Origin of the sequence: Flaviaesturariibacter aridisoli (assembly GCF_004343705.1) — a bacterium.
In the GTDB taxonomy this organism is placed as follows: Bacteria; Bacteroidota; Bacteroidia; order Chitinophagales; family Chitinophagaceae; genus Flavisolibacter; species Flavisolibacter aridisoli.
In genome coordinates, this window is record NZ_SKFH01000001.1 from 303,537 (window position 1) to 316,703 (window position 13,167).

Genomic DNA, 13,167 nt, shown 5'->3' on the forward strand with positions numbered 1-13,167 from the left:
TTTACAGTTACGCAATGCGACAACAGTTAGGAAGGCGGTGCAAAGCACCGCCTTCCTAACTGTAAACTAAAAACTATAAACTCTTTCTCGGAACCGCCTTTTTCAGTGAAGAAACCAGGTCCTCCTTCCCGGTCTTCAGATCCGCCATTGTCTTGTTTTCGAGAATGCCCAGCATGGCGTCGCGCACCTGCTCCATGATGTCGTGGAGACCGCAGTTCTTTTCGTCGCAATTGTGGCAGCGCTCGTAGAAATACAGGCTTACGCAGGGCAGCGGTGCAATGGGTCCGTCGACGGTGCGCATGATGGTGGCAATGGAGGTTTCTTCCGGGCGGTTGCGGATGAAGTAGCCACCGCCTTTGCCCTTTTTGCTGTCGAGCACCCCGGCTTTCTTGAGCTGCAGGAGAATGTTTTCGAGAAACTTGAGGGGGATCCGCTTTTTGTCGGCGATGTCGGCAATAAGCACCGGCCCCGAATCGATATGGTCGACGAGGTAGGTAAGGGCGCGAAAGGCATAGATGGCTTTCTGCGTCAGCATCAGGCGTCGGGGTTTTGCAGGTGGAGCGTGTAGCGGATGGGCGAATTCTTGCGCAGCATCGCGGCCACGCCGCAGTATTTATCCAGCGACAATTCGATGGCCTTCACCACTTTGTCTCGGTTTTCTTCGTCGGTGCGGAGGGTGTAAATGATGTCGATGCCGGTGAACACGCGCGGGTGCATGTCGGTCTGCTCCGCGTTCACCTCGATCTCCAGCGCTGCGAAGGGAACGCGCATCTTCTCCAGTATATCTACGATGTCGACGCCTGTGCAACCCGCCAGGCCGCTCAGCAGCAGTGCCTTCGGACTGAAGCCGGCCGTAGCGTTGATGGCGATCTTCGCGCCGTTGGGCTGCTCGCTTTCATAGGCCGAGCCGCCTTTCCAAACCGTGGTTGTTTTCATGCATGAAGCGTTTGTGTCAAAAGCGAAGATAAGGCAGCCGTTGAGCATACGCAGATCTTCGATGCCTGATCTCGGATGTCTGATGTGGGTTCCAGACAAATCAGGTATCAGACTTCCGACATCAGAGATCTTCAGGTCCGTGTTTCTTGTTCTGGAGAATGTTGTTCACCGTCCACGTGATCTCCTGGCGGAACGGATGCTGCCGCACAGGGCAGTCTTTTTTGTCGCAAATGGGGCATTGGAAATAGAGGCAGCCATCGGAGTGCACAAAGAGCTCCAGCGATTCTCCAAAGCCGGCGCGCGCCAGTTCGGCCAGCCGGTCGATCTCGTGGTGTGCCTGGTGCACGTTGAAATACCAGGGCACGGTGAGGTGGCAGTCCATGTGCAGGGTATTGCCGTATTTGATCACCCGCAGGTTGTGCAGGTCTACCCAGCCGTCGCGGCGGTTGGCATTGAGCAGGTCCACCATCCGGCCGAGGAGCTCGGTGTCGGCTTCGTCCATGATGCCCGCGAGCGAAGCGCGCAGGATTTTGTAGCCGGTGTAGATAACGAGTACGCCCATGGCAACGGCCACCGCCGAGTCGAGCCAGAGGGCGCCGGTAAAGCGGATCAGCAAAAGAGCCACCACGATGCCGAGGGTGGAATACGTGTCGGTTTGCAGGTGCTTGCCCGAGGCGATGAGCGCCAGTGACCCATTGCGCTTGCCTTGCCGCACGGCGCCGTAGCCGAGGATCCAGTTTACCAGCGCGGTGCCGGCGATGATGTAGATACCCGTGTCGAGGGTGCCGAGCTTTTCGGGAACGATAAAGGTCTTGACGGCCTTGTAAATGATCAGCGCGCCCGCCGAGAGCACGAGCGTTCCTTCTACGGCGGCGGAGATGAATTCGGCCTTGCCGTGGCCGTAGGGATGGTCGGCGTCGCGCGGCTTGGCCGACACATAGAGGCTGTACAGCCCGATAAAGGCGGCGGCTACATTGACGATGCTTTCAAGGGCATCGGTAAGTACCGCCACGGAGTTGGTGCGGTAGTAGGCGAAAAACTTGGCGAGCAACAGCAGGCAGGAGGCGACGGCGATCCAGAACTGCAGGCGCAGGTTGCTTTTTTGGGGCGAATGGGGCACGGTAGAAATACGGTTAAACGAAATTCTGGTAGCGTTGCTGCAGGTAGTTCCAGTTGACGACTTTCCACCAGTTAGCGATGTAGTCGGCGCGCTTGTTCTGGTAGCGCAGGTAGTAAGCGTGTTCCCACACGTCGAGGCCCAGCAGGGGTTGCCCGTGGATCTCGGCAACGTCCATCAGCGGGTTGTCCTGGTTAGGCGTGGAGCCGATGCGCAGCTTCTTGTCGTTATCGACGTACAGCCAGGCCCAGCCCGAGCCGAAGCGGCCGGTGCCGGCGTCGGCGAACTGCTTGCGGAAGGCTTCGTCGGAACCGAAGGAGGCCGTGATCGCCGATGCGAGCGGGCCATCGAGGGTGCCACCGGCGGGGCTCATCGTCTTCCAGTATAATTCGTGGTTGTAGTGGCCGCCACCGTTGTTGCGGAATTTGGCCGAGCGCTTCGATACGTTGCGCAGCGCATCTTCCAGCGGCTTCGACGTGTCGACGCCTTCAGCTTTCGCAGCATCGTTCAGGTTGTTCGCGTAGGCGGCCGCGTGCTTGCTGTAGTGCAGCTCCATCGTGCGCGCGTCGATCGCCGCTTCGAGGGCGTTGTACGCATAGTGGAGCGGCTCCTGCTTGTAGCCCGTCGGCTCTTTCAACACCAGTGCTTTCTGAGCGCCGGCGCAGGAAGCCAGCGAGGAACCGATAGCCAGGCCGAGGCCGGCCTTGGCAGAGGTGACCAGGAATTCGCGACGGGAGGGTGCCATAGGGAGAAGGTTTTGGCAAAGGTAACCGGGGGACAAAAAGGTTTCCGAAAGTTTAGGGGGTTTAGAAGGTTCAGGCCAACTACAAACCACAAATTCCAAACTACAAACTTTTCTTCTTCCGCCGGAACTTCCGGAATAGGCGGCTGTAGTATTCCCTGTTGAACAGCTGCGAGTCATGGATGGCCTTCCAGGTAAGGAACAGGCCGATAGGTGTTAGCACGAACGTAGCCAGCCACATGCCTGCGAACACCGACCATTCGCCTTCCTTGGCAAACTTCTCGCCGGTGTTGGCGATGAAGTAGAACAGCATAAAGAACACGATGGAGGAAAGCAGCGAGTTACCGAGCCCGCCCTTGCGGATGATAGATCCCAGCGGCGCGCCGATCATGAACAGCACGAGGCAGGCCAGCGACAGCGAGATCTTGCGGTGCCACTCGATTTCGTAGCGGCGCATTTCCTTGGCCTGGTCTTCGGTGGAGGTGTAGAGAGCGTCGGCACTGCTGCGCAGCATGCCGATGCGGCTCACCACGCGCTGGTTGAGCATGTTGCGCACCGAATCGTTGATGAGCGTAAGCAGCGGTGCCGGCGCCGGGTCGGCTGGTGGCACGCGGCTCCAGTTGGAGTCGACGAGCGTGGCGAAAGAGCTTTGAACAAATACGTCGCGCGTTACGCGGCGGCCGATGGTGTCGTTGCCGCGCTTCATCGAGTCGATCACCCTGGCCAGTTGCGGCATGCTCATCACGCGGAAGTTGCCGGCGTTGTTGGAGTCGGCCTTGGAGCGGGTAAACTGGAAGCCCACGAGGTCGAGGCTTTTCTTGTATTCCTTGAAGCCGAGGCGCACGAATTCGGAGGCGCCGCCCATGCCGGTGCCGCGCTCCTGGTAGCGCCAGCCGTTCTTCAGGTTGAATTCAAGAAAGCGCTTGTCGGGCGATACGCGCATGATGCCGTCGGTGGCCACGATGAAGTTGTCCTGCACATTGCCGGCCTGCTCGTAGATGATGATGTCGCGGATGATGGAGTCGTTTTCCTTCTTGCCGATCTTGATGGCGAGCCCGCCGATCTTGTCGTAGAAAACGCCTTCCTTGATATCGAAGGCGGGCTTCGCCCAAACGATGTCGCTGAGCAGCGTGCGGCTTTTGAGCTGGGTAATGGGGATGACGCTGTTGCCGAAATAAAAGGCGATGCCGCAAATGACGAGCACCACGAAGAAGAGCGGCCGCATAAAACGCAGCAACGAGATGCCGGAAGACTTGACCGCAACGAGCTCGTAAGTTTCGCCGAGGTTGCCGAAGGTCATCAGCGAGGAGAGCAGCACCGCCAGCGGCAGGGCGAGCGGCACCAGCGTGGCGCCCTGGTAGAGGATGAACTCGAGGATAACGCCCACCGACAGTCCTTTCCCCACGAAGTCGTCGATCCAGAGCCAGAAGAACTGCAGCACCAACACCACCAGCGTGATGAAGAAGGTGGCCGCGAAGGGACCGAGAAAGGCTTTGATGATGAGCTTGTCTAATTTCTTGATCACAGCGGCAGTTACGGAGCTAATTTTGAGCGTGGACGAAGCAAAAATACAGTTTTCACCTGCGGAGATGGAACTGATGTGCAACGCGGGTGTGATTTTAACGAAAAACAGGATTCTCTACGGCATCCGCCGCCTGCTCGAATCGCTCGAGGGGCAGATGCAGCGCGCCGCCTACCTCGCCGACCCGGGGCCGCTGGCCGATGCGCTGGGTCCTTCGGCCAAGATCTCGAAGGGCGAGAACTACCTAGGGCTTCCTTACCTCGTGCTCGACTACCCGCGGTCCTTCGACAGCCGGAGCATTTTCGCGGTGCGCACCCTCTTCTGGTGGGGCCACTCGTTCAGCAGTACCCTGCACCTGTCGGGCGCATGGAAAGACCTGTTTGCCCACAACATCGTAGAAGCCCACGGGCTGCTGTCGCAGAACAACTATTTTATCGGCATCAACGAGGAGGATCCCTGGCAGCATCATTTCGAAGAGGATAACTACCGCGCCATCGCACTGATGAACGCCGGTGCCTTCTCCGACCGGGTGGAGCGCGCCGACCACCTTAAGATCGCTGCTGAATTTCCCCTGCGCGACGTGCACTTCGTGGCCGAAGACCTGCTGCAAAGCTGGCAGCGGCTTTTGGAGGTGTGTGGGATGAGGTTCAGAGGGGAGTGGTAGGCCGATTTCTTACCCCATGACTCATGTAATCCATTGCTCATGTACTCTTCCCTCCAAAGAAAATGCCTCCGGACGGAGGCATTTTCTTTGGTATCAGTTTCCTAAACGGTGAAAAAGGTCCTTCACCTGGTGGTTCCAAAGCTGGCTCTGGTCTTTAATCTCTTTCTTGTCGGCGAAGTCCTTGATGACGAGGATGGTCTGGTTCGAAACCTCGGACTTTTCGATGCGGAATTCGAAGAATTCGTCTTTCGGGGCGTGGCTCCAGTGGAAGCGGATGTATTTGTCGGTTTCCTTTTCGAGCACTTCCGCCGTGTCTTCCGTGCCGTTCCAGCCGAAGGTGAACACATTGTCCTGGTCGTCTACATGGTCGGCGAACCATTCCTGCAGGCCCGAGGAAGTGGACAGAAATTCATACAGGATGGCGGGGGAACATCGAACGGGGAATTCCAGGGTGAACATTTGCTTTTTACTCATCGGCTCATTTTAATCCTCAGGTGGTGTGCAATTATAGGAAAATAGCCGAAAGCACAAAATATTTTTTAGCCGCTTCGCCCGGGCGACCCTAAGCTCTGCAAAAAAGATTTCGGTTGGAGCGCCGGAATCGCTAATTTGGAAAGAGTTATGCCACTGACGGCTCCGTGCTCACGGCCAGTGATGGGTATTCCGGCACAACCAAACCGTATCGCCTCCAATCCAGAATCCATAATTCGTTCCTATGAGTATGCGTCAGATCAAGATCGTTAAGTCGATCACCAACCGGGAGTCGCCCAGCCTGGAAAAGTACCTCCAGGAAATCGCCCGCGTCGAGCTCGTCACCCCCGAGGAGGAAGCGCGCCTCGCCGCCCGCATCCGCCAGGGCGATGCCGCCGCGCTCGAACGCCTCACGAAAGCCAACCTGCGCTTCGTGGTGTCGGTGGCCAAGCAGTACCAGAACCAGGGGCTGTCGCTACCCGACCTCGTCAACGAAGGCAACGTCGGCCTCATCCGGGCGGCCCAGCGCTTCGATGAAACGAAGGGCTTCAAATTCATTTCCTACGCCGTGTGGTGGATCCGCCAGTCGATCCTCCAGGCCCTCGCCGAGCAGTCGCGGATCGTGCGTCTGCCCCTCAACAAGGTGGGGCTTACCGCCCGTGTGCAGCGGGCCGTAACGCAGCTGGAGCAGGAATTCGAGCGCGATCCCACTGCCGAGGAAGTAGCCGAGCTGCTCGACATGGAGATAGAGGAAGTGCGCGCCACCCTGGCCCTCAACACCCGCCACCTGAGCACCGACTCGCCCGTGTCGGAAGGCGAGGACGGGACGCTGCTTGACCGCTTCGTGAACCCCAATGCCGACAGCACCGACCGTACCGTAGCCTACCGCGATTCGCTGCGCACCGAGATCCGGCGCACCCTCCAGACGCTCACCGAGCGCCAGCAGGAGGTCGTTTGCTACTTTTTCGGCATCGGTATCGCCGAGCCCCTGAGCCTCGACGACATCGGCCTGCGCTTCAACCTCACCCGGGAGCGCGTGCGGCAGATCAAGGACAAGGCCATCGCCAAGCTGCAAAGCACCAATAAAACCACCCTTTTGCGCGGGTATCTCGGCGCCTGACGGCGCCGGAACCGCAGGACAGGGAGCTAAGAAGAATGAATGGAGAAGGGGGCGCGTCGTCCCATCTTCCTAACATTCCCACTTCCCGTCTGAATGCTGAGTTCCTTGTTCCCTGTTCGTCTGTTCCCTCCGGGCCGTATCTTTGCCCTCCAAAATTTAAAGTGAATCCTTAGGTTCACTTTTCTGTTTTAAAACCGACTACATATGTTCGAATCATTACAGGACCGGCTGGAAGGTGCGTTTAAGAATCTGAAAGGTGAAGGCCGGATCACCGATTTGAATATCGCTTCTACCATAAAAGAGATCCGTCGCGCCCTCGTGGACGCCGACGTCAACTACAAGATCGCCAAGGAATTCACCGACACCGTGCGCGAACAGGCCCAGGGCGAAAAGGTGATCAACGCCATCTCGCCCGGCCAGCTGATGGTCAAGATCGTGAAGGACGAGCTCGTGCGCCTCATGGGCGGCGATGTGGCCGAACTCAACGCCAAGGGCGCGCCGGCCGTGATCCTCATCGCCGGCCTGCAGGGCTCTGGTAAGACCACCTTTTCGGGCAAGCTGGCCAATTACCTCAAAACGCAACGCAAGCTGAGCCCCCTGCTGGTGGCTGCCGACGTGTACCGCCCCGCGGCTATGGAGCAGCTCCGGGTGCTGGGCGAGCAGATCGGCGTGGACGTGCACATCGAAGCCGAGAACAAGAACCCGGTGGAGATCGCCCAGAACGCCATCCGCGAAGCCCGTAGCAAGAATAAAAACGTGGTGATCATCGACACTGCCGGCCGCCTGGCCATCGACGAGGCGATGATGACCGAAGTGGCCAACATCAAAGGCGCCGTAAGCCCCAACGAGATCCTCTTCGTGGTGGACTCCATGACGGGCCAGGACGCCGTGAACACGGCCAAGGCTTTCAACGACCGCCTCGACTTCTCCGGTGTGGTGCTCACCAAGCTCGACGGCGATACCCGCGGCGGTGCGGCCCTCTCCATCAAATACACCGTCAACAAGCCGATCAAGTTCATTTCCTCGGGCGAAAAGCTCGACACCCTCGACGTCTTCTACCCCGAGCGGATGGCCCAGCGGATCCTCGGCATGGGCGACATCACCACCCTGGTGGAGAAGGCCCAAGCCCAATTTGACGAAGAAGAAGCGAAGCGTCTCGAAAAGAAGATCCGCAAAAACCAGTTCGACTTCGACGATTTCAAAACACAGCTCGAGCAGATCAAGCGGATGGGTAACCTGAAAGACCTGCTGGGCATGATCCCCGGCGTGGGCAAGGCGATCAAAGACATCAACATTTCCGACGACGCCTTCAAGGGTATCGAGGCCATCATCGGTTCCATGACGCCCGCCGAGCGCGGCAACCCCGATCTGATCGACGGCTCGCGCCGCAAGCGCATCGCCAAAGGCTCGGGCAAAGACATCTCCGACGTCAACAACTTCATGAAGCAGTTCGAGCAGATGCGCGAGCTGATGAAGATGATGAACAAGATGCCAATGGGGAAGATGATGCCCGGCGGGTTCGGAAAGCGATAAAGCAAGTTTTTAAGTCGGAAGTCGGACACTTCGGCTACGCTCAGTGTGACACAATTGTCAGCCTGAGCCTGCCGAAGGCCGACTTTCTTACTTTCAGGGGTGGCATATGTTTTTTGCGTAACTTATGCTGATGCTTCGCCGTTCCACCATACAACTGCTGCGCTTTCCCTTTTCGCTGTTTTTGTTGCCGGTGTTCCTGTTTGCGCTGAGCGAGTCGGAACATCTCGACACCCACATCGCCTGGATCATCTTTGCCATCCTGCACCTGCTCGTGTACCCGGCATCGAACGGCTACAATTCGTATATGGACCGCGACGAAACGCCCATTGGCGGGCTCGAGCGGCCGCCGGCGCCCTCGCGGGAGCTATTCGTGGTCACGATCGTGATGGATGCGACGGCCCTGCTGCTTTCTTATTTCCTCGTCAGTCCCTTTTTTACGGCAGGTGTTGCGGTCTACATCATCGCCTCCCGGGCCTACAGCTACCGGGGCATCCGGCTGAAACGCTTCCCGGTGGCGGGTTTTCTCACCGTATTCATTTTCCAGGGCGCCTGGATCTACTGGATCGTTGCCCGAACAACCGACGGTCATTACGGGATGGACCCCCAGTTGCTACCGGCCCTGGCTTCCAGCTGCCTCATCGGTGCGCTCTACCCGCTCACACAGGTATACCAGCACGAAGCCGACATTGCCGATGGCGTCGTTACCATCTCGTACCGCCTCGGCAAGCGCGGTTCCTTCCTGTTCAGCGGGCTGCTGTTTGGGGTAGCCACCGCCTTGCTGTATGCCACCTATGCCGCCGAAGGCTCCGGATCGTTTATTCTCGCCTTTCTCGTTTTTACCTTACCGGTAGTGATCTATTTCCTGTATTGGATGTTGAAGGTGTGGAAGAACGAAGCGGCGGCGGACTTCAAGCACAGCCTGCGCATGAACATCATCGCTTCGGTTTGTATGACGCTCTATTTTTTCATCCTTACCCTACCCAATTTTTCGTGAGCAAGATCTTGTCCATCGGCACCGCGGTTCCACGCTACCGCCACGAGCAAAGCGATATCCTGCAGTTCATGCAGCAGGTGTACGCGCCCGACGAGCGGGAGCGGCGCAAGCTGCGCTTCCTGTACGCGCAAAGCGGCATTAGGCAGCGCTATTCCGTCCTGCCCGATTACAGCCGTCCGGCGCCCGAATGGGAATTCTACCCGCCCACCGAGGAACTCGAGCCCTTTCCATCATTGGAGCAACGGATGGATGTATACAACCTCGAGGCGGCCCCCCTGTCGGCAGCGGCGATCCGCGACTGTCTCGGCGCACAATTCGACGCCACTTCAATCACGCACCTCATCACCGTGAGCTGCACCGGCATGAGTGCGCCCGGCCTCGACCTGCAGGTGCAGGAACTGCTCGGGCTGTCGTCAACGATCTTCCGCACGTCGGTCAATTTTATGGGTTGCTATGCCGCGCTCCACGCCCTCCGCCTCGGCCACGCGCTCTGCGGCAGCGACCCGTCGGCGCGTGTGCTGTTCGTATGCACCGAGCTGTGTACGCTGCATTTTCAGAAAGGTGCCAGTATGGACAATATCGCGTCTTCGCTGCTCTTCGGCGATGGTGCTGCCGCCGTGCTGATGGCGCCCGATGCCGCGCCGGAAGCGGGGCTGACGATCGACGGCTTTTACAGCGAGGTGCTGCCGCAGGGTAAGGCGGATATGTCGTGGCAACTGTCGTCCACCGGTTTCCTGATGACGCTCAGCGGCTATGTGCCGGACCTCATCGGTCGCGACTTCCGGCCCATCGTGGAGCGGGCGCTCGCGGCGCAGGGCTGCCCGACCTCCGACGTTAGCCACTGGTGCATCCACCCGGGTGGCAAGCGAATCCTCGAAGCGATCTGCAAGAGCCTCGGGTTCAGCAACGGCCAACTGGAGGCTTCCTGCGCTGTGCTCCGTGATTACGGCAACCTCTCGTCGGCCACGGTGCTGTTTGTGCTCAAGCGGATGCTCGAAGGGCACGCGCCGATCCCGCGCCTCGTGGGTGCCGCCTTCGGCCCGGGCCTTACCGTTGAAACCTTTACGGCCCACCGATGAAGCCCGACTTCCGCATACGCAGCTACGAGCCCGAGCTGCTCGACCGGCCGGGAATTCCGTTTGCCGATATCGCCGACAACATGCGCGAGCTTGATGTGATCAACACGCGCCTCGGCGGCCATCGGATTACACTCAAAGGCGTTCAGGCATTGCTTCGATACCAGGTGCCGGGCACCGTGCCGCACATCGCCGAAATCGGATGCGGCGGCGGCGATAACCTGCGCGCCATACGCCGTTGGGCCGACGCGCGCGGACTGGAACTCCGGCTTACCGGCGTCGACTACAACCCGGAATGCATCGCTTATGCTGAAGGCCGCGCGGGCAACAGCGGCATCGCTTTCGTTTGCTCCGACTACCGTAACCTGCGCTGGTCCGATAAGCCCGACATCCTCTTTTCCTCGCTTTTTTGTCACCACTTCACTGACGGGCAACTGCTGGAGCAATTGCGCTGGATGGGGGCGCAAAGCCGCAGCGGATTTTTCCTTAACGACCTGCACCGGCACCCGCTGGCCTGGTATTCCATCCGCCTGCTCACCCGCCTGTTCTCCAAAAGCTATATGGTGAAAGCCGATGCGCCGCTGTCGGTGCTCCGTGCTTTCCGCCGGGCCGAATGGGCGGGTCTGCTGCGGGGCGCGGGCATCACGCGCTACCGATGCAGCTGGCAGTGGGCCTTTCGCTGGCTGGTCCTCGTACACAACCATGAGCAATGAAACACGATACGACGCCGCCATCATCGGCGGTGGCCTTGCGGGCCTCTCGGCAGGCATCGGGCTGGCGCGGGCCGGCCATTCGGTGATCCTTTTTGAAAAAGGACACTACCCGGCCCACCGCGTTTGTGGCGAGTACGTGTCGTTTGAAAGCTGGAGCTACCTGCAGCACCTCGGCCTGCCGCTCGAAACCTGGGACCTGCCGGAGATCCACCGGCTGCGGCTTACGGCACCCGACGGGCGCGCCTTCGAGGCGCGACTGCCCCTGGGTGGCTTCGGCATCAGCCGCTACAAGCTCGACGCGGCGCTCGCCAGCTGCGCCCGCGCCGCCGCTGTGACGGTGGTGGAAGGCGCCCGCGTAACCGCTGTTGACGGAACCGAACCTTTCCGCATCACCGTAGAAATACGGGACGGCGCAACACGCGTTATAGAAGCCCGCGCCTGCTGCGGTGCCTGGGGAAAGCGCGCCAACCTGGACGTTGGGTGGGGCCGTGCCTTTCTGCAGCGCACGGACCGGCGGCTCGACAATTTCGTGGCCGTTAAGTACCACCTGCAGAGCAACTGGCCGGCGCACAGCATCGGTCTGCACAACTTCCCCGGCGGCTACTGCGGCATTTCGGGGGTAGAGGAGGGGCGCACCTCGCTTTGTTACCTCGTGCGCGCGGAAGCGTTGCGGGCCTGCGGCGGCAAGCTGGCGCGCCTGGAAGCAGAAGTGCTCGGCACGAACCCGCACTTGCGCCGGATCTTTTCCGAAAGCTCCGTGCTGGAACCCTTCCCGCTTACGATCTCACAGATCTCCTTCCAAACGAAAGCGGCCGTGGAGCGGGGCGTGCTCCTGCTCGGCGATGCCGCGGGTATGATCAGCCCGCTCTGCGGCAACGGGATGAGCATTGCCCTGCACACCGGCAAGCTGGCGGCCGGGCTCACCGCCGCCTTCCTCGAAGGCACCTGTAGCCGGCGCGAAATGGAAGACGCCTATGCCAAGGGCTGGCGGACCCATTTTTCGGGGCGCCTCGGCCGTGGGCGGTTGCTGCAACGCTTCTTCGGCAGCCGCCGCGCCAGCATTGCGTTTGTGCGACTCTTCTGTGCCTTTCCGGCGCTGGCAAAACCGGTCATACGGAGCACACACGGGGAGATTTTTTGATCTCAGATCTCCGATCCCGGATTTTCAGCGGATAAGAAGCCTCACGCCTCACGCTTCACGGTTCACGCTTCACGACAGGCACACCCTTTGTACTTTCCTTGCCATGAGTGTGAAGAAGACCCTTGTCCTCGGTGCGTCGGATAACCCGAGCCGCTATAGCTACCTGGCCATCCGCCGGCTATCGGCGCACCAGCATCCTGTTGTGGCGATCGGCCGCAAGCCCGGCGAGGTGTCGGGGGTGCCCATCAGCACCGGGCAGCAACCCGAAGAAGGCATCGACACCGTTACGCTCTACCTCAACCCGCAAAACCAGAAGCCCTATTACGACTATATCCTGGGCCTGAAGCCGAAGCGGATCATTTTCAATCCCGGCACGGAAAACGACGAGCTCATCGCCAAGGCAAAGCAAGCCGGCATTCAACCCGTATTGGGCTGCACACTGGTCATGCTCAGCACCGGGGAGTATTAGGAAAGTTTGGCGTTTGGTTGCTTGGAGTTGACCCGGAAGCCACAGGCTATTGATGAGCTGTGACAGGAGAATGGAAGCTCTTCCATTACATTTACTTAACATATAAATTCCCCCCTTCCGCCCCGGTTTGGGCCGGTTCACCGAAAGAGAGCGCTTTTCGGTTAGCCATCGTCGGAACTTTAAGCCATGGGCCCGCGCCCCGACCTTAAAACACCGACCATGAAACCCATTGCCTGCCTGCTTATGGGGCTGCTGCTCACCGCCGCCGCCCAGGCCCAGAAGGCCCCGCTTCGGGAGCCCGATGCTAACAAACCCCGCCAATTCATGACCCTGCCGCTGATCGTACCCGTGGTGCTGCAGCAGCTCGACTCCCTGCTTCAGAAACCCGAGGGCAGCCCTGTGAGCCTGCAACTGCAGGACCTCCGCCTGACCGGCCGTGTGGTATCGCGCGGCGATGGCGTTGATCGCGGTTTGGAGACCGTGGTGATCCGCCTCGAAGGCGGCAACACCTTCGCCCTGGCGCGCCGCGCCGGCAGCAACGGCTTCGAATGGTCGGGCCGCATCCTTAGCTACGAGCGCGCCGACGCTCTCGAGCTCGTGTCCGACAAAAGCGGGCTGCGCTTCGAAAAGCGCGCCCTCTACGATCTGCTCAGCGAATAAATTTTTTCC

At 59.6% G+C, this 13,167-nt stretch carries 15 protein-coding genes; 9 read left to right on the top strand and 6 right to left on the bottom strand.

What is annotated here, in order from left to right; all coding sequences use genetic code 11:
* Positions 1-73: 73 nt before the first annotated feature.
* From E0486_RS01330 to E0486_RS01350, 5 genes are all read right to left on the bottom strand, one after another.
* The gene (locus E0486_RS01330; protein ID WP_131850333.1) at positions 74-535 is read right to left on the bottom strand and encodes an RrF2 family transcriptional regulator; all 462 of its coding nucleotides are present in this window, start codon (positions 533-535) and stop codon (positions 74-76) included.
* Positions 535-936, bottom strand: a complete 402-nt coding sequence (locus E0486_RS01335; protein WP_165917145.1) for an OsmC family protein — start codon at positions 934-936, stop codon at positions 535-537. The genes E0486_RS01330 and E0486_RS01335 overlap by 1 nt, the downstream gene beginning before the upstream one ends.
* A gap of 121 nt (positions 937-1,057) precedes the next feature.
* On the bottom strand, positions 1,058-2,056 hold the full coding sequence (locus E0486_RS01340) for a cation diffusion facilitator family transporter (protein WP_207906178.1): 999 nt from the start codon (positions 2,054-2,056) through the stop codon (positions 1,058-1,060).
* A 13-nt stretch (positions 2,057-2,069) separates the two neighbouring features.
* Entirely contained in the window at positions 2,070-2,798 is a 729-nt protein-coding gene (locus E0486_RS01345; RefSeq protein ID WP_131850335.1) for a superoxide dismutase, read from the bottom strand.
* Positions 2,799-2,898: 100 nt separating this feature from the next.
* Entirely contained in the window at positions 2,899-4,320 is a 1,422-nt protein-coding gene (locus E0486_RS01350) for an LptF/LptG family permease (protein WP_243697347.1), read from the bottom strand.
* A gap of 28 nt (positions 4,321-4,348) precedes the next feature.
* On the opposite strand from E0486_RS01350, the gene E0486_RS01355 reads away from it, so the two are divergent.
* Positions 4,349-4,981, top strand: coding sequence for a hypothetical protein (locus E0486_RS01355; protein ID WP_131850336.1), 633 nt, complete (start codon positions 4,349-4,351; stop codon positions 4,979-4,981).
* A 93-nt stretch (positions 4,982-5,074) separates the two neighbouring features.
* Here E0486_RS01355 and E0486_RS01360 read toward each other — a convergent pair whose 3' ends face one another.
* Entirely contained in the window at positions 5,075-5,455 is a 381-nt protein-coding gene (locus E0486_RS01360; protein ID WP_131850337.1) for an START-like domain-containing protein, read from the bottom strand.
* Positions 5,456-5,696: 241 nt separating this feature from the next.
* On the opposite strand from E0486_RS01360, the gene E0486_RS01365 reads away from it, so the two are divergent.
* The 8 genes from E0486_RS01365 to E0486_RS01400 all read left to right on the top strand — a co-directional run bounded on the left by E0486_RS01365 (position 5,697) and on the right by E0486_RS01400 (position 13,158).
* Positions 5,697-6,572 carry a sigma-70 family RNA polymerase sigma factor gene (locus E0486_RS01365; RefSeq protein WP_243697348.1) on the top strand — a complete coding sequence of 292 codons (876 nt, stop codon included), beginning with the start codon at positions 5,697-5,699 and terminating at the stop codon, positions 6,570-6,572.
* Between the two features lie 204 nt (positions 6,573-6,776).
* Positions 6,777-8,105, top strand: a complete 1,329-nt coding sequence (ffh, locus tag E0486_RS01370) for a signal recognition particle protein (RefSeq protein WP_131850338.1) — start codon at positions 6,777-6,779, stop codon at positions 8,103-8,105.
* Positions 8,106-8,235: 130 nt separating this feature from the next.
* Positions 8,236-9,099, top strand: a complete 864-nt coding sequence (locus E0486_RS01375) for a UbiA family prenyltransferase (protein ID WP_165917146.1) — start codon at positions 8,236-8,238, stop codon at positions 9,097-9,099.
* Positions 9,096-10,178 carry a type III polyketide synthase gene (locus E0486_RS01380; protein ID WP_131850340.1) on the top strand — a complete coding sequence of 361 codons (1,083 nt, stop codon included), beginning with the start codon at positions 9,096-9,098 and terminating at the stop codon, positions 10,176-10,178. Before E0486_RS01375 ends, E0486_RS01380 begins: the two co-directional genes overlap by 4 nt.
* Positions 10,175-10,888 carry a methyltransferase domain-containing protein gene (locus tag E0486_RS01385; protein WP_131850341.1) on the top strand — a complete coding sequence of 238 codons (714 nt, stop codon included), beginning with the start codon at positions 10,175-10,177 and terminating at the stop codon, positions 10,886-10,888. The genes E0486_RS01380 and E0486_RS01385 overlap by 4 nt, the downstream gene beginning before the upstream one ends.
* On the top strand, positions 10,878-12,029 hold the full coding sequence (locus E0486_RS01390) for an NAD(P)/FAD-dependent oxidoreductase (RefSeq protein ID WP_131850342.1): 1,152 nt from the start codon (positions 10,878-10,880) through the stop codon (positions 12,027-12,029). Before E0486_RS01385 ends, E0486_RS01390 begins: the two co-directional genes overlap by 11 nt.
* A gap of 103 nt (positions 12,030-12,132) precedes the next feature.
* A complete protein-coding gene (locus tag E0486_RS01395) occupies positions 12,133-12,498 on the top strand; it encodes a CoA-binding protein (protein WP_131850343.1) in 366 nt (121 codons plus the stop codon).
* 219 nt (positions 12,499-12,717) lie between these two features.
* Positions 12,718-13,158: a hypothetical protein gene (locus tag E0486_RS01400; RefSeq protein ID WP_131850344.1), complete on the top strand. Its 441-nt coding sequence runs from the start codon at positions 12,718-12,720 to the stop codon at positions 13,156-13,158.
* Positions 13,159-13,167 lie beyond the last annotated feature (9 nt).

What these genes read in the sequence shown, in the direction of transcription:
- E0486_RS01330 (WP_131850333.1), bottom strand. Translation starts at nt 535, where the DNA reads ATGCTGACGCAGAAAGCCATCTATGCCTTTCGCGCCCTTACCTACCTC.
- E0486_RS01335 (WP_165917145.1), bottom strand. Translation starts at nt 936, where the DNA reads ATGAAAACAACCACGGTTTGGAAAGGCGGCTCGGCCTATGAAAGCGAG.
- E0486_RS01345 (WP_131850335.1), bottom strand. Translation starts at nt 2,798, where the DNA reads ATGGCACCCTCCCGTCGCGAATTCCTGGTCACCTCTGCCAAGGCCGGC.
- E0486_RS01360 (WP_131850337.1), bottom strand. Translation starts at nt 5,455, where the DNA reads ATGAGTAAAAAGCAAATGTTCACCCTGGAATTCCCCGTTCGATGTTCC.
- E0486_RS01365 (WP_243697348.1), top strand. Translation starts at nt 5,697, where the DNA reads ATGAGTATGCGTCAGATCAAGATCGTTAAGTCGATCACCAACCGGGAG.
- ffh (WP_131850338.1), top strand. Translation starts at nt 6,777, where the DNA reads ATGTTCGAATCATTACAGGACCGGCTGGAAGGTGCGTTTAAGAATCTG.
- E0486_RS01375 (WP_165917146.1), top strand. Translation starts at nt 8,236, where the DNA reads ATGCTTCGCCGTTCCACCATACAACTGCTGCGCTTTCCCTTTTCGCTG.
- E0486_RS01385 (WP_131850341.1), top strand. Translation starts at nt 10,175, where the DNA reads ATGAAGCCCGACTTCCGCATACGCAGCTACGAGCCCGAGCTGCTCGAC.
- E0486_RS01390 (WP_131850342.1), top strand. Translation starts at nt 10,878, where the DNA reads ATGAGCAATGAAACACGATACGACGCCGCCATCATCGGCGGTGGCCTT.
- E0486_RS01395 (WP_131850343.1), top strand. Translation starts at nt 12,133, where the DNA reads ATGAGTGTGAAGAAGACCCTTGTCCTCGGTGCGTCGGATAACCCGAGC.
- E0486_RS01400 (WP_131850344.1), top strand. Translation starts at nt 12,718, where the DNA reads ATGAAACCCATTGCCTGCCTGCTTATGGGGCTGCTGCTCACCGCCGCC.